The organism is Nocardiopsis mwathae, assembly GCF_014201195.1.
Classification (GTDB): domain Bacteria; phylum Actinomycetota; class Actinomycetes; order Streptosporangiales; family Streptosporangiaceae; genus Nocardiopsis_C; species Nocardiopsis_C mwathae.
Genome location: NZ_JACHDS010000001.1, coordinates 2,155,341 through 2,171,375, shown reverse-complemented (window position 1 = coordinate 2,171,375; position 16,035 = coordinate 2,155,341). Strand labels below are relative to the sequence as shown.

The window sequence follows — 16,035 nt, the reverse complement described above, 5'->3', positions numbered from 1 at the left end:
CTCTCAGCAATGTCCCTCGGCTGCCCTACCTCTCACCTGGCCGGGAGTCGACTGCCGTGACCTGCCCGAACATCGGTCTATCGGACCTCACTCCAGGGGGTAGGCCGACTCGACCCTGGATGACTATCCCTGAAACCGCCCCCGCCAGCGCGGGCGTTCCCTAGCCTTCCTGCCGTGCCTTCGCCACTACACGACACCCTCAACGACCTCTTCCGGGAGCGCCCATCCCTGGCCGTCGAGTTCATCCGCAAGCTGGGGAACATCAAGCTCCCCGACACCGCCCCTGTCCAGCTGGGAGAAAACAACCTCAACGACCGCCCCTCGCGTGACCTTTTCCCGGACACGGTGATCCTCATCGGCCCCAAGCACCACCCGGATCACGCGATCGTCGTAGAGATCCAGAAGGCGAAGTCCGAGTCCAAGCTCAGACAGCTCCCCCGGTACGCCGCCGCGCTGTGGCTGTTCCTCAAGTGCCCAGTCGCCGTACTGGTCGTGTGCCCGACGCGCCAGGCCGCGGCTGAGTACGCCAAACCGATAACGACAGACCTGGCTGGCTACACACATGAGTCCATAGTGGTAGGACCTGGGGACATCCCTGTCCTTACTGACGCCGGTGCGGTCATCGACGACCCTGAGCTGGCGGTCATGGGGGTCATGGCCCATGGAGATCGACGCAGCGTAGTGGAAGCCTTTGTCGCGGGCATGGAAAAGATGGATCCCCAGGTCGCCCCCCGCTATTATGAACACGCTCACCGCACAGCCGCGCCGATGGTGCGGCGGCTTCTGGAGGAGATCATGTCCTCGACGTCCTGGCCCGTCTCCAGCCCCTTCGCGCGCGAGCACTTCGGCCGCGGAAAAGAAGAAGGGCTGAAAGAGGGGTTGAAAGAAGGAATCCTGGAAGGGCTCCAGGAAGGGCTCCAGGAAGGGAGAACCAGGGAAGCCGCCGAAATCCTCCTCCGTGGTGTGGATAGCCGCGGGATCAAGATCTCTGATGAGATCCGCGGTCGCATCACGACGTGCGGCGATCTCGAACAGATCGAGGCATGGCTGCAGCGGGCCTTCACCGCCGAACGCGCTGAAGACATCTTCTTCCCCGAAGAACTCCAGCCATAGCAGCTCTTTCGTGCGGATGCGTCGACGGCGTGGCCATACTGGGCGTGTGATAGACGAGAAGAAGCCGAGCATCGAGATCGAGTACTGCGTCCAGTGCCGCTGGCTGACGCGGGCGGCGTGGATGGCGCAGGAGCTGCTGACGACGTTCGAACGCGACCTCCGCGAGGTCAGCCTCGTCCCCGGCACCGGTGGGGTGTTCGAGGTGCGACTGGGAGGAGAGACGATCTGGTCGCGCAAGAGCGACGCCGCCTTCACCGATGCCGCCGAGCTGAAGCGCCTGATCCGCGACCGCATCGCGCCAGGGCGGTCGCTCGGGCACTCGGACCAGCCGTCCTGACCGCTCGCCGCCGCGACGTTTGAGAGGCCGCTGTGCTGGTGGGACGCCCCAGGGTGTCCCACCAGCACAGCGGCCTCGGCCTTGCGCAGGGTCTCGCTGTCTTCTCTGGAACCCGCCTCGGCCGTGACTCCGGTGACGCACTCTGAGGATCGTCACACTGCCTGGGACGCCGCGCGATTCATCATCGCCCGTACCCTGTCAGTGGCCCTACCAGGCTGAAGACCCCCGACAGATCTGAGAGAGCATGGAACCCGCGTTCATCGCCGCCGCCTTCGTCGGCGGGCTCACCGCCATGGCCGTCCGCCTGCCCCCACTCGTCGGATTCCTCCTCGCAGGCTTCGTGCTCAACTTCCTGGGCTATGAGCTCACCCCCGAGCTGGAGACCCTCGCCGACCTCGGTGTCACCCTGCTGCTGTTCACCATCGGCCTCAAGCTCGACGTCCGCTCCCTGCTCAGCCGCGAGGTCTGGGGGACGGCCACCGCGCACATGGCGGCATCCACCCTGGTGATCGCGGTCGCCGTCGGCGCCCTGAAGTTCACCGGCCTGGCACTCCTGCAGGGAACCGACTGGACCACCCTGCTGCTACTGGGTTTCGCGCTGTCCTTCTCCAGCACCGTGTTCGCGGTGAAGGTGCTGGAGGAGCGCAGCGAGATGGGGTCGCTCTACGGCCGACTGGCCATCGGTGTCCTGGTCATGCAGGACATCTTCGCCGTCGTGTTCATCACCGCCTCCACCGGAAGCTACCCGAGCACATGGGCGCTGCTCCTGCTGCTGCTCATCCCGGCGGCACCACTGCTGCGCCGGCTGCTGGACCGCCTCGGCCACGGCGAGATGCAGGTGCTGTTCGGCGTGACCGCCGCCCTGGTACTCGGGTACGCGCTGTTCGACCTCGTTGGGATCAAGGGCGACCTGGGCGTGCTGATCCTGGGTATGCTGCTCGCTCCGGCGGCCAACGCCGCGCCGCTGGCCAAGGCGCTGTTCTCCGTCAAGGAACTCCTTCTCGTCGGCTTCTTCCTCAGCATCGGCCTCACCGCACTGCCCACCTGGGAGACGTTCGCCCTGGCGCTCGCCCTGCTACTGCTGGTGCCGCTGAAGGGCGCCCTGTTCACCACCCTGTTCCTGCGCTTCCGGCTGCGCGGCCGCACCTCCCTGCTGTCCGGTCTGACTCTGAGCAACTTCTCGGAGTTCGGGCTCATCGTCGGCGCCCTGGCGGCCTCGCAGGGGTGGCTCTCCGACGATTGGCTGGTGGTCCTCGCGCTGACCGTGGCGATGAGCTTCATCGCGGCCGCACCGCTGAACTCGCGCGGTGAAGCCGTGTACCGGGTGGCCGCCCCCTGGCTGAACCGCCGCGAGCACGGCGACCTGCTCCCCAGCGACCGCCCCATCGACATCGCCGGTGCCCATGCCGTGGTCCTGGGTATGGGGCGCGTGGGCCGGGGCACCTACGACCGGCTGCGCGACGCCCACCGGATGTCGGTGGTCGGCGTGGAGCACAACCCGGCCACCGTCGAGCGGCTGCGAGCCGAGGGGTACCGGGTCGTGCAGGGCGACGCCAGCGACTCCGACTTCTGGGAGCGGCTCACCCTCTCCTCCCAGGTGGAGCTGGTCGTCCTGGCGATGCCCCACCAGCGCGGCAACCTCGCCGCCCTGGACAGCCTGCGCAAGGGCGACTGCAGCGCGGTGGTCGCGGGCGTTGTCACCCATGCCGACGAGATCGACGAGCTGCGCCGGCGCGGCGCGGACGAGGTCTTCCACCTGTACGGAGAGGCCGGTCGGGCACTCGCCGATGACGCCGCCCAGCGCATCGTGGGCCGCTGACGTCCGCAGGTGCGGGAGTGCAGCAGGGGCCGTGCCCACTCCCCCGGTTTCCCGCGCGGGGTGGGCCGTGCCAGACTGCCGGGCATGACCCGAGCGGCCTATGAGGCGGTCCTGTGTGACATCGACGGCGTGCTGCGGCTGTGGGACCCCGCCCCTCTGCGGGCCCTGGAGCGGGAGTTCGGACTGGACGACGGGGCACTGGCGCGGGCCGCCTTCGCGCCGCACCGGCTCACCCCCGCCGTCACCGGGGCGGTCACCGACGCCCAGTGGCGTGCCGGTGTGGCTGCCGACCTGACCGAGGGCTGTGGTTCCAGGGAGCGCGCCGCAGCACTGGTGGCCCGGTGGTCGGCGTTGCGCCCCGAAGTCGACACCGGGGTGCTGGCCCTGCTGAACGCCGTCCGGCAGCGGGCACGGGTGGTGCTGGTCTCCAATGCCACGACGCGGCTGGAGGAGGAGCTGCACGCGCTCGGTCTGGCCGACGCCGCCGACGCGGTGATCAGCTCCTCCCGGTTGGGTGTGGCCAAACCGGACCCCGCCATCTACTCGGCCGCGGCCGCAGCGGCGCAGGTGCCGCTCGACGCCTGCCTGTTCGTCGACGACACCGCGGCCAACGTCGAGGCCGCGCGCGGCCTCGGCATGGCGGGCCTGCACTACACCGGTGCCGAGGCGCTGCGCGACGTCCTTTCCTCTCTGCTCGCCTAGGTTGGTGCGGAAACCACTTCTTGTCCGCGGATACGGGCGGGATCCGCACGCCCCGGCACGGGAACGGTGCGTCGGGGCGCCACCCGTCCACCTGGCTAGTCGTAGAGGACGGGGTCGCCCCACACGGCGGTGGTACTGGTACCGCACTTGTTTCCGTCGGTGCCCTTTACGGCCAGTCGGAGGCGCAGAAGCCCCTCGACGTCCGCGGTGAGCTTTCTGCTCTCCCCGAGTGACATGGTCGCCTGGTCGAGGCGTTCTCCGTCGCCGATGATCTCGAAAGAGGCTCCGTCTTCGGAGCCCGACTCGTCATCCAGGCCGACGGTGACCTCCAGAGTGGACCACTGGCGTTGAAGGTTGAACTCGGCCCACCGTTCGCTGCGGCACAGGTTGCCGGAGAGCAGCGCGTCTGTGAAGTCCTCCGTGTTCATCGTGGCGCCGCCCCACTCCATCCACCCCTTCTCGTCGACGGGGTCCCATCCGGCCATGGACTGCCGGTCGCCGGTGCGCGATGGCCCCCCGCTGTCAGCGTCCGCACTGCTTGTCGGGGACGGGGTCGGTTCGGGAGAGGGGGTGCCGGGTGGTGCCGTCGGGGATGGCTCTGGTGTCGCAGAAGCGGGTGCGGGGGGCGGTGGGGCGTCCTCGGGCGAGACCGCATCGTCGGGGTCGGAGGTTCGGGGCGAGGCCAGTGCCATCGCCAGGAACACGACGAGTGCGCCGATGAGCGCCCCTCCCACACCCGTCAGCAGCGGGGTGGGAACCTTGACGTCCTTCTTCATAGACCGGCTGTCCTTGGGGGGTCGGGGACGAGGATCGATCCGCAGAGGTGGGGTGTCCGGGGGTCGTGCTCCCGCTGGGTTTCGTCGACTACGAATCGTCGCCGTTCACGCGGTGGCGGTGAGAGGCTCCGCAGTGGTCATCCCCTGCTGCCCGACTGTCCGGCCCCGTGCGCGGCCGCTCCGGTGAGCGACGCCAGCATGCCCAGATAGTGCGGGTTGTACATGACCCCGAGGATGTTGCCGAAGGGGTCGAGCACCGAGGCGGTGATGAACCCCTCTTCCCTGTCGGTCGGGGCCTCGTGCTCTGCTGCTCCCAGGGACAGCAGGCGGTCGTAGGCCGCCTTCACGTCGTTGACGTGGCAGTAGACGACGGTGCCGCCCGTGCCGGATGAATGCCCGGCGGGTGCGTAGCGGCGGTCGATCAGACCCAGTTCACTCCGGTAGTCGCCGAAGCGGAACTCGACATAGGCGAGTCGGCCGTCCGGCCCCCGCCGCTCGAAGTAGGGGGCGATGCCCAGAACCTCCGTGTACCACTCCTTCGCCGCTACGACGTCCTCCGCCCACAGGCTGATGGTCGCGAATCCCCTGAGCATCCGTGCCCCTTCCGGCCCTGTTCCGTGTGCTGAGGGGACGCTACGAGGCATTGCGGACGCATGAGGTCCCCGATCGGCGGGCACCTGACGGATCAGGAACCCGGCCGCTGCGGAGGGACCGGAGCGGGCCCGAGGCGGAGGGGGCGCGAGGCGCCAGGTTGTGTCCGATATCGGCCGAAAGTGAGGAGCATTCGCGGCGTTGTTCGGGCCTGCTGCGGCGCCATGGGCGTATGGCGCAGCGGGCAGGGTGCGGACGCGAGGCAGGCGCCGCCCGCCGCGCGCCCTCCGGTATCACCCGGCCGCGGCCTCGACCAGTTCGTCGGTGAGCTTCTCGATCTCCTCCTGGCCGATGGTGTCGCCCAGGACGTCGACGGAGACCAGGACGCCCGGCAGGTGGTAGTCGAGGCTGTCCAGCAGTGCCTCGCCGCCCTCGTATTCGGCGATGCCGCCGAACCGCTTGGTCATCTCGGTCTCGTAGTAGTCGCCGTCCGGGGCGTCATCGGGGAAGTCCGCCACGGGTTCGTCGACGGCGCTGCCCTGGGTGGAGATCGTGAGGCTGAGGATCCGCGGCAGCGGAATCGGGGCGTCGTCGTCGGCCGCGGCGATGACCTGGCAGCTCAGGTCGTCGTCCTCGTCGCGCCCGCCGACGGCTCCGGCGTCCTCCCAGTCGATGCGCGACATCGCGGCCTCCTCGAACCCGACCTCCTCGCATGTCTCAGGGATCGGTAGCGTCTCGACCTGCACGGCTCGGTCGTCCTCCGCCTCGGGTCCGCTCCGGTCCCCCGCGGCGTCCTCCGTCTCCGTGCCCGCGGCGTCGTCGGCCTCTCTGGCCGCGCGCTCACTGGGCCGCTCGGCGTCGGTGAACAGGCCGCAGCCGGTCAGGGTCAGGCCGACGGCCGCCGCCAGGCCCACGGCGGCCCGAAGCCGCCAGGTGTGGGCCTCGCGCTCTGTACTCATCGTCACCTCAAGGGTCGGATTCCGTGAAAAGTCCGCGGAAACCGTATCCCACCGGCGGATGCGCGGCTGAACCGGGACAGACCTCCGGTAGTGGTCGGCCGCCCGCCGCTGTTCTCATCTGCGCGCGAGTTCGGTGTCGATCGCCTCCGGTGCGAGCAGGCGGTCGAGCACCATGACCGCGCAGCCCAGCGGTCCGGCGTCGTCCCACAGGCGGCTGGGCACGATGCGCAGCTGCCGCGTAGCCAGTGCGGTGGAGCGCTGGAAGACGACTTCGCGCACCCCCGCCACCAGGTGGTCGTAGGCCAGGGCGAGGTCCCCGCCGAGCACGATGACGGCGGGGTTGAGCAGGTTGACCGCACCGGCCAGCACCTCGCCGATCCGGCGTCCGGCGTCGCGGACGAGCCGCACCGCCTCGGGGTCGCCCTCCTGGGCGAGTGCGGCCAGTTCCCGGATACCGGTGACATTGCGGTCCTGGGCCGCGAGCTGGCGGAGCAGGGCCGGGCCCCCCGCCACGGCCTCAAGGCAGTCGGTGTTGCCGCACCGGCAGGGTGTGCCGTCGCCCTGGACGGGGATGTGGCCGATCTCGCCGGCAGCGCCCAGCGAGCCGCGCAGAATGGCGCCGTCGGACACGATGCCCGCTCCGATGCCGGTGGACACCTTCACGAAGATGAGGTCGTCGACGGTGTCGCGGTGCCGTGCCCAGTGCTCGCCCAGCGCCATCACGTTGACGTCGTTGTCGAGCATCACCGGGACGGGGAAGCGCTCGGCGATCAGCGGCCGGATCTCCACGCCGCCCCAGCTGGCCAGGACCGGAGGGCTGGCCGCCCGCCCGGTGGCGAACTCGACGGTGCCCGGGACGCCGATGCCCGCGCCCCACACGTCGTCGGTGCTGCGCCCCGCCTTGGCCAGCAGCTCCTCCCAGGTGTCCAGCAGCCAGGGCACCGCCGCCGCCGGCCCCTGCTCGACCTGGGGGGACCCGCCGACGTGGGCGAGCACGTGCCCGGCGAGGTCGCAGACGGCGATCTGGCTGCGGGAGATGCCCAGGGCGGCGGTGAGCACCACGCCGCCGGAGGCGTTGAACTCCAGCCGGCCGGGCGGACGCCCGCCGCTGGAGGGGCCCTGAGAGCCCTCGCTCACCAGTCCGCGGGACATGAGCTCGGTGAGGCGCGCGGCGACGGCCGGGCGGGACAGGCCGGTGAGGCGGCCGATCTCGGTACGGGTCGCGGCGTCGCCGGTGCGGATGAGCCGCAGCACGTGGCCGCTGGTGGCGTTCGAGGGGGAGGGGGCCGTACTGCGGGGCATGTGCCCCATTCAACCATGTTCAGGTCCCGTGGGAGGGTATGAGTGCACCACTTTTGCAACACAAGCGACAAAAGTCCGACTTGTGTTGTTACGCAAGTTTCCGTTAGATTCCGAGTGGTCTAAACCATAACGGGCCTCCACCACCATCGCCGCAGGAAGGACCGCAGGACCAGATGCCTCACCACACGGCTTCCCCGCCGACCGACCTGGTCGTCTTCGGAGGCACCGGCGACCTCTCGATGCGCAAGCTGCTCCCGGCCCTCTTCCTCTGCGACCGGGACGGCGGGCTCGACCCCCGGACGCGGATCATCGCCGCCTCGCGCGACGGCCTCGCCGACGCCGACTTCCGCGACAAGGCCGCCGCGGCCGTCCAGAACAGCCCCGCCGTACTGCGCGCCGGCGACGTCGACCCCCTGACCCTCCGCCGCTTCACCGCGCGGCTCCACCACGTCACCGTCGACGTCGGAGGCGACCCCGACTCCTGGTCCGCACTCGGCAGCCTCCTGAGCCCCGACCGCCCCCGCGTCTTCTACCTGGCGCTGCCCCCGATGCTCTTCGGCCGCATCTGCCGCGACCTCGGCGCCGCCGGGTTGGTCACCGACGACTCCCGCGTCGTCCTGGAGAAACCGCTGGGCCGCGATCTCGCCTCCGCGCGCGCCATCAACGAGGAGGTCGGGGAGGTATTCGCCGAGCACCAGGTCTTCCGCATCGACCACTACCTCGGCAAGGAGACCGTGCAGAACCTGCTGGCGCTGCGCTTCGCCAACATGTTCCTGGAGCCCATCTGGAACAGCCGCTGGGTCGACCACGTGCAGATCACCGCCGCGGAGACCGTGGGTGTCGGCACCCGCCGCGGCTACTACGACGGCTCCGGCGCCATGCGCGACATGGTCCAGAACCACCTGCTGCAGCTGCTGTGCCTCATCGCGATGGAGCCCCCCGCCAGCTTCGACCGCGAGGCCGTCCGCGACGAGAAGGTCAAGGTACTCCAGGCACTGCGCCCCCTGGCCGGGGCCGACGCCGGTGCGCACACAGCCCGCGGCCAGTACGCCGCCGGGCGCGCGGGTGGCCAGGACGTGCCCGGCTACACCGACGAACCGGGCGGCGCCGGGCCGAGCGCCACCGAGACGTTCGTCGCGCTGGAGGCCGGGATCGCCAACTGGCGCTGGTCCGGTGTCCCCTTCTACCTGCGTACCGGCAAGCGCATGGCGCGCCACTACTCCGAGATCGTCGTCCAGTTCCGCGACGTCCCGCACGCGATCTTCCCCGGCCAGGCGGCATCGGCCAACCGGCTGGTCATCCGCCTGCAGCCCGAGGAGACCATCCACCTGCACATGCTCGCCAAGGAGCCGGGTGCCGGCGCGCTGAGACTGAGACCCGCGCCCCTCGAACTCAGCTTCGCCGACACCTTCGCCGAGCGCTCCCCCGACGCCTATGAGCGCCTGCTGATGGACGTCCTGGCGGGCAACCCCACCCTGTTCATGCGCCGCGACGAGCTCGAAGCGGCCTGGCGGTGGGTCGACCCGATCATCGCCGCCTGGGACGGGACCGAACCGGAACCCTACGCACCGGGCAGCACCGGCCCCGCGGGCGCCCACCACCTGATCGGCCGTTCGGGCCGCACCTGGCACGAAGAGGAACTCAACCGATGACCGACGCCCCGCAGACCCCCCACCCCCGCATCACCGAGGTCACCGAGCGGATCGCCGCCCGCAGCGCCGAGACCCGCTCCGCCTACCTCGCCCGCATCCGCGCAGCGGCCGCCGAGGGCCCCGCCCGCTCCGCGCTGGGCTGCGCCAACCTCGCCCACGGCTTCGCCGCCTGCGCGCCGCTGGAGAAGAAGAGCCTCAGCGAGTCGGTCAAGCCGAACATCGCGATCGTGTCGTCCTACAACGACATGCTCTCCGCTCACCAGCCGCTGGAGGCCTACCCCGCCCTGCTGAAGGCCGCGGTCGCCGAGGCCGGCGGCATCGCCCAGTTCGCCGGCGGCGTGCCGGCCATGTGCGACGGGGTCACCCAGGGCCGCCCCGGCATGGAGCTGTCCCTGTTCAGCCGGGACGTCATCGCCATGGCCGCCGCCGTGGCCCTGTCCCACGACATGTTCGACGGCGCGCTCATGCTCGGCGTGTGCGACAAGATCGTGCCCGGCCTGCTCATCGGCGCCCTGTCCTTCGGCCACCTCCCGACCGTCTTCGTGCCCGCCGGACCCATGCCCTCCGGACTGCCCAACCCCGAGAAGGCGAAGGTCCGCCAGCTGTTCGCCGAGGGCAAGGCCGGGCGCAAGGAGCTGCTGCAGGCCGAGTCGGCCGCCTACCACGCGCCCGGCACGTGCACCTTCTACGGCACCGCCAACTCCAACCAGATGCTCATGGAAGTCATGGGCCTGCACCTGCCCGGCGCCAGCTTCGAGCAGGCCGGCACCCCGCTACGCGAGGCGTTGACCGCCGAGGCCGGGCGGCGGGTGACCGGCCTGACCGCGCTGGGTGAGAACCACACACCCATCGGCGAGGTCGTCGACGAGCGCGCGATCGTCAACGCCGTCGTGGCGCTGCTGGCCACGGGCGGGTCGACCAACCACACCCTGCACCTCGTCGCCATCGCCGCGGCCGCCGGGATCGAACTGACCTGGGACGACTTCGCCGCGCTGTCGGAGGTGGTGCCGCTGCTGACACGCATGTACCCCAACGGCACCGCCGACGTGAACCGGTTCCACGAGGTCGGCGGCATGGCCTACCTCATCGGACGGCTGCTGGACGCCGGGCTGCTGCACGAGGACGTCGCCACCGTCACCGGCCGTGGCCTGGGCAGCTACCGTCAGCGCCCCGCCCTCGACGGCACCCGCGTGACCTGGGGCGATGAGCCCAAGCAGAGCGGCGACACCACTGTCCTGCGCCCCGCCGACGACCCGTTCTCCGCCGACGGCGGCCTGCGCATGGTCACCGGGAACCTCGGCCGCGCCGTCATCAAGGTCTCGGCCGTCGCCCCTGAGCGCCACGTCATCGAGGCACCCGCCAAGGTCTTCGACAGCCAGGCCGCGCTGCAGGACGCGTTCGCCACCGGTGAGCTGGAGGGCGACTTCGTCGCCGTCGTCCGCTTCCAGGGGCCGCGCGCCAACGGCATGCCCGAGCTGCACAAGCTCACCCCGCCGCTGGGCGTCCTGCAGGACCGCGGGCAGAAGGTCGCGCTGGTCACCGACGGCCGGATGTCCGGCGCCTCGGGCAAGGTCCCCGCCGCCATCCACGTCTCCCCCGAGGCCGCGGCCGGCGGCCCGCTGGCCCGCGTCCGCGAGGGCGACACCATCCGCCTCGACGCCATCACCGGAACGCTGGAGGTCCTGGCCCCCGACCTCATGGAGCGTGAGGCGGCCGAGGCCACCGTCGACTCCTCCACCGGCACCGGACGCGAGCTGTTCGCCGCGTTCCGCGCCGCCGTCGGCCCGGCCGAACGCGGCGCCGCGGTGTTCGGAGGCGACCGGTGAGCGGCGTCACCGCCGCAACCCCGGAGCGGCCCTGGCTGGTCGCCGACATCGGCGGCACCAACGCCCGATTCGGCCTGGTCGAGGCGCCCGGCGGGCGGCCGGTGCGGGTCCACCGCATGCCCTGCGCCGAGCACCCCGACCTCGCCGCGGCCGCCTCCGCCTACCTTGAGCGCGAGGGCCGCGGTGCGAGGCCGAGCGCGGCCTGCGCCGCCATCGCCGGCCCGGTGGAGGGTGACCGGATCCGGCTGACCAACGCCAGCTGGGACTGCTCGGCCGAGTCCACCCGCCGCGCGCTCGGCCTCGACCACCTTGAGGTGCTCAACGACTTCGCCGCCCTGGCGCTGTCTCTGCCCCGCCTGGGCGACGACGACCTGCTGCCGCTGGGCGGACCGGCACCCCGCGCCGATCGCCCGATGGCGGTGCTCGGGCCCGGCACCGGGCTCGGCGTGGCCGGGCTGCGGCCGGTCACCGGCGGGTGGACCCCCGTTTCCGGCGAGGGCGGGCACGTCGACGCCCCGGCCGTCGAGGAGCGCGAGCTGGAAGCGGTCCGGCTGCTGCGCGCCGACCAGGGCACCGTCACCGCCGAGTGCGTGCTCTCCGGACCCGGCCTGACCCGGCTGCACGGCGCCGTTGCCCGCATGCACGGGGTGCGCAGCGCTCCCCTGTCGGCGGCGGAGATCTGCGCCGCCTCCGACGACCCCGTCTGCGCCGAGACCCTGGACATCTTCTGCGCCCTGCTCGGCGGCTTCGCCGGGAACGTCGCGCTCACGCTCGGCGCCACCGGCGGGGTGTTCATCGGCGGCGGGGTGCCGCCGCGGATCAGCGCCACGCTGCTGCGCAGCGACTTCCGGCGCCGCTTCGAGGAGAAGCGGCGGATGATCGACTATGTGAAGGACATCGCCACGGTGCTGATCGTGGCGCCCACCCCGGCGCTGCTCGGCACAGCGGCCCGGCTCGACCAGCGGTTGGAGACCCGATGAAGCCCGCGAGCAGTGACGACATCTTCGCCCTGGCCCCGGTCATCCCGGTGGTCGTGCTCGACGACGTGCACAACGCGGTGCCGCTGGCCCGCGCCCTGGTCGCGGGAGGGCTGCCGGCCATCGAGGTGACGCTGCGCACCGACGCCGGGCTTCCGTCCATCGAGCGCATCGCCGCCGAGGTCCCCGACGCCGTGGTCGGCGCCGGCACGGTCACCTCGCCCGAGCAGGCCCGGGCCGCCGTCAAGGCGGGGTCGGCCTTCCTGGTCAGCCCCGGCTGCACCGACCGGCTGCAGGGCGCGCTGCACGACACCGGCGTGCCCTACCTGCCGGGTGTGGCCACCGCGTCGGAGGCCATGGCCCTGCTGGAGCGGGGGGTGACGGCGCTGAAGTTCTTCCCGGCCGAGGCCGCGGGCGGCCGCACCTACCTGAAGTCCCTGGGCGGCCCCCTGCCCCAGGCCCGCTTCTGCCCGACCGGCGGCATCACCCCGGCCAGCGCCCCCGACTACCTGGCCCTGCCCAACGTCGGCTGTGTGGGCGGCACCTGGCTCACCCCGGCCGGCGCCATCGCAACGGGCGACTGGTCCCGCATCGAAACCCTGGCAAGTGAGGCGGCGGGTCTGCGTCCTGCCTCCTGACTTTGCCTATCGACCGCTGAACTCTCCAGCGATGCCCTCCCACCCTCCGGGCGTGGGAGGGCATCGTCATATCTCACCCAAGATTCGGCCAGAGCAAAAGCAGATATTTCTGACATCTTTAATGAGGTTTTCTCGCTGACTTTCACTTGATCCGGCGGTGTTCGAAAAGGGTCAGGACGTGGGCTGCGCGGACGAGGTCGCCGATCCTTCCGGGGCTGAGGGTGGTGTGTCTGAGGGCGGTCCAGCGTTGGGTCAGCAGGGCGAAGCCGCGTTCGCCGAGGCAGCGCAGCGAGCGCTGCAGGGCGTTGCAGGTGCGGTTGCCAACGGCGAGCCGGTTGCCGTCCGATGGTTGCTTGAAGGGGACGTGGATGCCGTGGCCTGCGGCTTGGTAGCCGGGGTCGGCCAGGACGGGCATGGTCTTGGCGTAGGGGTAGAGGGTCGGCAGGACGAGTTCGCGGGCGGCTTGGATGCCGACGGTGCCGCCGGGCAGGACATCGCTGGTCCAGATGGGGAATCCGCCCGGTTCGCACAGTACTTGGACGTTTCCGCCGAAGCCGCCGGTCTTTCCGGAGAACCATGCGTCGATCGTTTCTCCCTGCACGCTGGTGGTTTTCTCGCGGCACCGGTCGGTGCCGAAGATCTTGCCGTCGAGTTCCAGGTGGGGCAGGTCCTGGCCGGCGGCTTGGCGGAGGGAGTGGTGGAGGTCGGGGGCCTGGGCGGCCAGGGCGTCGATGCCTTCGTCGAGGTAGCGGTAGGCGGTGGCCTGGGACAGGCCGAAGGCGCGGCCGTGCCGGGTGATGTTCGGCTTGTCCCGGAACCACGCGATCACGAACAGAGCCTGGAAGAAGCAGGTCAGGCGGCGTGTTCCCCTCCTGGTTCCGCGGGCTTTGCGCTCGGCGCGCAGCAGCGCGGCGACGAAGCGGACCAGTTCGCGCGGGACGTCGAGCATGGCAGGATAGGGGAGCACGTAGGGCCTTTCGGGTGGATGAGAGATCTTGTGGTGAGACCTCTTCTACCGGGGCTCCACGTCTTGTTTCCGGTACCGGTGGTGTGTCCGCGAGTCTCCTCGAATGTGGCCGATCGCGGCTTCGAATGCCGCGTTGTCCGAATCGATCATGGTGAGAAAACTTCAGTGGAGTGAGCTCCGCCATCACAGCACAGTCGCCGCACGTCTTCTCCGCGCCGACTACGCATACCCCGGCGCCACGGGACGGATCGAATTCCGCGGTAGGGCGATCGCGGTCGACAGCCCTCTTGCGCTGCTGCACCTCGCGGAAATCGACGATCAGGAGGCACAGCCAGCGTGTGTCCACCTTATCGGTGACCTTGGGCTGGAGAAAACGAAGTCGAAGGGCTGCCCGCTGATCCCAGACCCCTGACCCACGCACCCGCGGTGTCGCTGGCAACGAACTCCCAGGTTCCGCTTCCGGCAACGAGCGGCGCGGTGATGCGTCTGGCAGCGGGAGCTCGATCGACTTGCGTAGCCACTCGGTGTGCGGGGTGCCGCCGATGTCGTTTTGCGAGTACACCTGGTGCTGGAGCTTCAGGATCGAATCACGCTGACTCACGGTCGTCTTTCAAGTGGATTCCATGGGCCGTATTCCAGGTCGAGGGAGCGAAAGAGCTGTTCGAATATCATGTCGAATATTGGCTCGTGATCAGCCCCTCGCACCTCTGTCCTACCGGAGCGAGTCTCGGGCTGTCGTGATCAATGCTCGGGCGTTCGTGCCGTAGACGGCCAAGTTGGCCAGCTCGGTGAAGGTGTCGGCGTACATGGCGATCTCGCTGGGCTGTGTGATGGTGAGATAGCCCGAGACCAGCTCGACGTTGACCTGTGCCATGTCGAAGATCCAGAAGCCCTCCACAGGCATCCTGGAGCGGTCCGCCCGCATGGGCACCACGCCCAGGCTGACGCTGGGCAGCGATCCGACGGCGAGAAGGTGGGCAAGCTGCTCGTCCAACACCTCCCTGCCGCCGATGCCGTTGCGCAGGACCGATTCCTCCACCAGGAAGGCGAACCGCCGACCGCCTCGGTGGATCACACGCTGGCGCTCCAACCGGGCGGCCACCGCTTCGGCGACATCGTCCACCTCGACCCGTCGGCGCTGGACGGCGCGCAATACGGCCTCGGTATATCGCTGCGTCTGGATCAGACCAGGCATGAGCCAGGAGGAGTAGGCGCGGAAGTGGCGTGTGCGTTCGAACAGCGGCAAGCGCGCTTGTTGGGCCTGCTTCAGCCCGGTGCGCTCCATCCGCCGCCATCCGATCCACATCCCCTCGGCGGCGCGCAGCGATGCGATCAGGTCTTCGGCCTGGTCGTCGGCCCCGCAGGCCCGACACCAGGCCCGGACGTCGTCCGGAGACGGGGATGTGCGGGCGTTCATGATCCGAGAGGATTTCGACGGATGCCATCCGCAGCGCTCGGCAAGCTCGACACCGGTCAGTCCGGCGCCCCGGCACAGCTCGGTGAGGCGGTCGGCCAGAGCCTGCCGGGCCCGCTGGACGCTGGAGGAGGAAGAAATGGCCATGGTGGGGACGGGTCAACGGGGTCGGTACTCCTCGTGGGGGATCGCGCGATGCCACACCGCCTCAAAGGCGTCCACGCACAGCTTCACTCGGTGGGAATCGTTCGCGTACTCTCGCCCGTCCTCGGCCAACTGCCCGTCGCCAGTGAAATGGTGGAAGAGCGCCCGGGTGTCATCGAAGACCCAAAAGTCCGTGCCGGGCAACGCCAGGTCCGTGGTCTGGCGCCTGGGGAGCCAGCGAACCGACTCTCCGGCCGCGAGGTTGGTGAACGTCGCATCGTACTCGTAGCGCACATAGTCGCTGATCGGCTCGGAGACGATGCGGGCCCGCCGAACCTGCACTCCCCGGTCGACGGCATCGCGCACCGCTTCATGCCAGCCGCCCCACCATGAGGATCGGTCATCCGGGTCAAGGCGTTGGCCCTGCTGCCAGGCGAGGAACCCAGGGTCGTCGAGCATGTAGGAGTCACGCATTTCAAGGTGCACCGCCGAGCGCTTGGCTCGCGCCAGTGCGTTACGCGCGGGTGGTTGCACGTCCAGCCTCTCCGTCGTCGTCCGGTCGGGGGATGTATTGGAGCATGACCGCCGGGAGCCGGATGATCGTCTCGTGGTCAGGGACGTTCGTGGAGTGTCCGGGGATCGAACCCGCCTCCTGGCATTTCTTCACTTCGTCCTCGGTCGCCTTGTACGACTGGATCAGGAGGTCTCCTGTCTGGGTGTCGCGCCAGATCGTCGGGGACTCGTCGGTCGGCGTGTCAGGGATGATCCCGAGAAACTCTAGGTCCACTATCGCTCCCGCTGTCAGTGGAGTGCGCCAG

At 70.0% G+C, this 16,035-nt stretch carries 17 protein-coding genes; 9 read left to right on the top strand and 8 right to left on the bottom strand.

The window, feature by feature from the left end; genetic code table 11:
• The first annotated feature begins 174 nt into the window (after positions 1-174).
• The 4 genes from HNR23_RS09130 to HNR23_RS09115 all read left to right on the top strand — a co-directional run bounded on the left by HNR23_RS09130 (position 175) and on the right by HNR23_RS09115 (position 3,971).
• On the top strand, positions 175-1,113 hold the full coding sequence (locus HNR23_RS09130; protein WP_343070492.1) for an RpnC/YadD family protein: 939 nt from the start codon (positions 175-177) through the stop codon (positions 1,111-1,113).
• Positions 1,114-1,129: 16 nt separating this feature from the next.
• The gene (locus HNR23_RS09125) at positions 1,130-1,450 is read left to right on the top strand and encodes a SelT/SelW/SelH family protein (RefSeq protein WP_184074984.1); all 321 of its coding nucleotides are present in this window, start codon (positions 1,130-1,132) and stop codon (positions 1,448-1,450) included.
• Positions 1,451-1,694: 244 nt separating this feature from the next.
• Positions 1,695-3,269, top strand: a complete 1,575-nt coding sequence (locus tag HNR23_RS09120; RefSeq protein ID WP_184074983.1) for a cation:proton antiporter family protein — start codon at positions 1,695-1,697, stop codon at positions 3,267-3,269.
• Positions 3,270-3,353: 84 nt separating this feature from the next.
• Complete coding sequence (locus tag HNR23_RS09115) at positions 3,354-3,971, top strand: HAD-IA family hydrolase (RefSeq protein ID WP_184074982.1); 618 nt, start codon at positions 3,354-3,356, stop codon at positions 3,969-3,971.
• A gap of 95 nt (positions 3,972-4,066) precedes the next feature.
• Here the strand turns inward: HNR23_RS09115 and HNR23_RS09110 are convergent, their stop codons facing one another.
• The 4 genes from HNR23_RS09110 to HNR23_RS09095 all read right to left on the bottom strand — a co-directional run bounded on the left by HNR23_RS09110 (position 4,067) and on the right by HNR23_RS09095 (position 7,599).
• Positions 4,067-4,747, bottom strand: a complete 681-nt coding sequence (locus tag HNR23_RS09110; protein WP_184074981.1) for an NPCBM/NEW2 domain-containing protein — start codon at positions 4,745-4,747, stop codon at positions 4,067-4,069.
• 137 nt (positions 4,748-4,884) lie between these two features.
• Positions 4,885-5,340, bottom strand: coding sequence for a VOC family protein (locus HNR23_RS09105; RefSeq protein WP_184074980.1), 456 nt, complete (start codon positions 5,338-5,340; stop codon positions 4,885-4,887).
• A 291-nt stretch (positions 5,341-5,631) separates the two neighbouring features.
• Entirely contained in the window at positions 5,632-6,297 is a 666-nt protein-coding gene (locus HNR23_RS09100) for a hypothetical protein (RefSeq protein WP_184074979.1), read from the bottom strand.
• 114 nt (positions 6,298-6,411) lie between these two features.
• The gene (locus HNR23_RS09095; protein WP_184074978.1) at positions 6,412-7,599 is read right to left on the bottom strand and encodes an ROK family transcriptional regulator; all 1,188 of its coding nucleotides are present in this window, start codon (positions 7,597-7,599) and stop codon (positions 6,412-6,414) included.
• Between the two features lie 173 nt (positions 7,600-7,772).
• On the opposite strand from HNR23_RS09095, the gene zwf reads away from it, so the two are divergent.
• The 4 genes from zwf to eda are packed head-to-tail and all read left to right on the top strand — an operon-like array spanning position 7,773 to position 12,692.
• Positions 7,773-9,251: a glucose-6-phosphate dehydrogenase gene (zwf, locus tag HNR23_RS09090; RefSeq protein ID WP_184074977.1), complete on the top strand. Its 1,479-nt coding sequence runs from the start codon at positions 7,773-7,775 to the stop codon at positions 9,249-9,251.
• Positions 9,248-11,077: a phosphogluconate dehydratase gene (gene edd / locus HNR23_RS09085; RefSeq protein ID WP_184074976.1), complete on the top strand. Its 1,830-nt coding sequence runs from the start codon at positions 9,248-9,250 to the stop codon at positions 11,075-11,077. Before zwf ends, edd begins: the two co-directional genes overlap by 4 nt.
• The gene (glk, locus tag HNR23_RS09080; RefSeq protein ID WP_184074975.1) at positions 11,074-12,057 is read left to right on the top strand and encodes a glucokinase; all 984 of its coding nucleotides are present in this window, start codon (positions 11,074-11,076) and stop codon (positions 12,055-12,057) included. Before edd ends, glk begins: the two co-directional genes overlap by 4 nt.
• Positions 12,054-12,692, top strand: coding sequence for a bifunctional 4-hydroxy-2-oxoglutarate aldolase/2-dehydro-3-deoxy-phosphogluconate aldolase (eda, locus tag HNR23_RS09075; RefSeq protein ID WP_184074974.1), 639 nt, complete (start codon positions 12,054-12,056; stop codon positions 12,690-12,692). The genes glk and eda overlap by 4 nt, the downstream gene beginning before the upstream one ends.
• Positions 12,693-12,834: 142 nt before the next feature.
• Here the strand turns inward: eda and HNR23_RS09070 are convergent, their stop codons facing one another.
• Positions 12,835-13,659 carry a transposase family protein gene (locus HNR23_RS09070; protein WP_343070491.1) on the bottom strand — a complete coding sequence of 275 codons (825 nt, stop codon included), beginning with the start codon at positions 13,657-13,659 and terminating at the stop codon, positions 12,835-12,837.
• 103 nt (positions 13,660-13,762) lie between these two features.
• Between HNR23_RS09070 and HNR23_RS09065 the strand changes: the two genes are divergently transcribed.
• On the top strand, positions 13,763-14,071 hold the full coding sequence (locus tag HNR23_RS09065) for a hypothetical protein (protein ID WP_184074973.1): 309 nt from the start codon (positions 13,763-13,765) through the stop codon (positions 14,069-14,071).
• Positions 14,072-14,371: 300 nt separating this feature from the next.
• On the opposite strand, the gene HNR23_RS09060 is transcribed toward HNR23_RS09065, so the two are convergent.
• Genes HNR23_RS09060 through HNR23_RS09050 form a run of 3 tightly spaced genes read right to left on the bottom strand, consistent with a single transcriptional unit; the run spans position 14,372 to position 16,004 of the window.
• Positions 14,372-15,220, bottom strand: coding sequence for a helix-turn-helix domain-containing protein (locus HNR23_RS09060; protein WP_184074972.1), 849 nt, complete (start codon positions 15,218-15,220; stop codon positions 14,372-14,374).
• A 12-nt stretch (positions 15,221-15,232) separates the two neighbouring features.
• Complete coding sequence (locus HNR23_RS09055; RefSeq protein WP_343070490.1) at positions 15,233-15,751, bottom strand: DUF6879 family protein; 519 nt, start codon at positions 15,749-15,751, stop codon at positions 15,233-15,235.
• The gene (locus HNR23_RS09050; protein ID WP_184074970.1) at positions 15,732-16,004 is read right to left on the bottom strand and encodes a hypothetical protein; all 273 of its coding nucleotides are present in this window, start codon (positions 16,002-16,004) and stop codon (positions 15,732-15,734) included. The genes HNR23_RS09055 and HNR23_RS09050 overlap by 20 nt, the downstream gene beginning before the upstream one ends.
• Positions 16,005-16,035: the final 31 nt, after the last annotated feature.

Excerpts from the sequence above, each read along its gene's own strand:
- HNR23_RS09125 (WP_184074984.1), top strand. The coding sequence starts at position 1,130 with ATGCGTCGACGGCGTGGCCATACTGGGCGTGTGATAGACGAGAAGAAG.
- HNR23_RS09120 (WP_184074983.1), top strand. The coding sequence starts at position 1,695 with ATGGAACCCGCGTTCATCGCCGCCGCCTTCGTCGGCGGGCTCACCGCC.
- HNR23_RS09115 (WP_184074982.1), top strand. The coding sequence starts at position 3,354 with ATGACCCGAGCGGCCTATGAGGCGGTCCTGTGTGACATCGACGGCGTG.
- HNR23_RS09110 (WP_184074981.1), bottom strand. The coding sequence starts at position 4,747 with ATGAAGAAGGACGTCAAGGTTCCCACCCCGCTGCTGACGGGTGTGGGA.
- HNR23_RS09105 (WP_184074980.1), bottom strand. The coding sequence starts at position 5,340 with ATGCTCAGGGGATTCGCGACCATCAGCCTGTGGGCGGAGGACGTCGTA.
- HNR23_RS09100 (WP_184074979.1), bottom strand. The coding sequence starts at position 6,297 with ATGAGTACAGAGCGCGAGGCCCACACCTGGCGGCTTCGGGCCGCCGTG.
- HNR23_RS09095 (WP_184074978.1), bottom strand. The coding sequence starts at position 7,599 with ATGCCCCGCAGTACGGCCCCCTCCCCCTCGAACGCCACCAGCGGCCAC.
- zwf (WP_184074977.1), top strand. The coding sequence starts at position 7,773 with ATGCCTCACCACACGGCTTCCCCGCCGACCGACCTGGTCGTCTTCGGA.
- edd (WP_184074976.1), top strand. The coding sequence starts at position 9,248 with ATGACCGACGCCCCGCAGACCCCCCACCCCCGCATCACCGAGGTCACC.
- eda (WP_184074974.1), top strand. The coding sequence starts at position 12,054 with ATGAAGCCCGCGAGCAGTGACGACATCTTCGCCCTGGCCCCGGTCATC.
- HNR23_RS09065 (WP_184074973.1), top strand. The coding sequence starts at position 13,763 with ATGTGGCCGATCGCGGCTTCGAATGCCGCGTTGTCCGAATCGATCATG.
- HNR23_RS09060 (WP_184074972.1), bottom strand. The coding sequence starts at position 15,220 with ATGGCCATTTCTTCCTCCTCCAGCGTCCAGCGGGCCCGGCAGGCTCTG.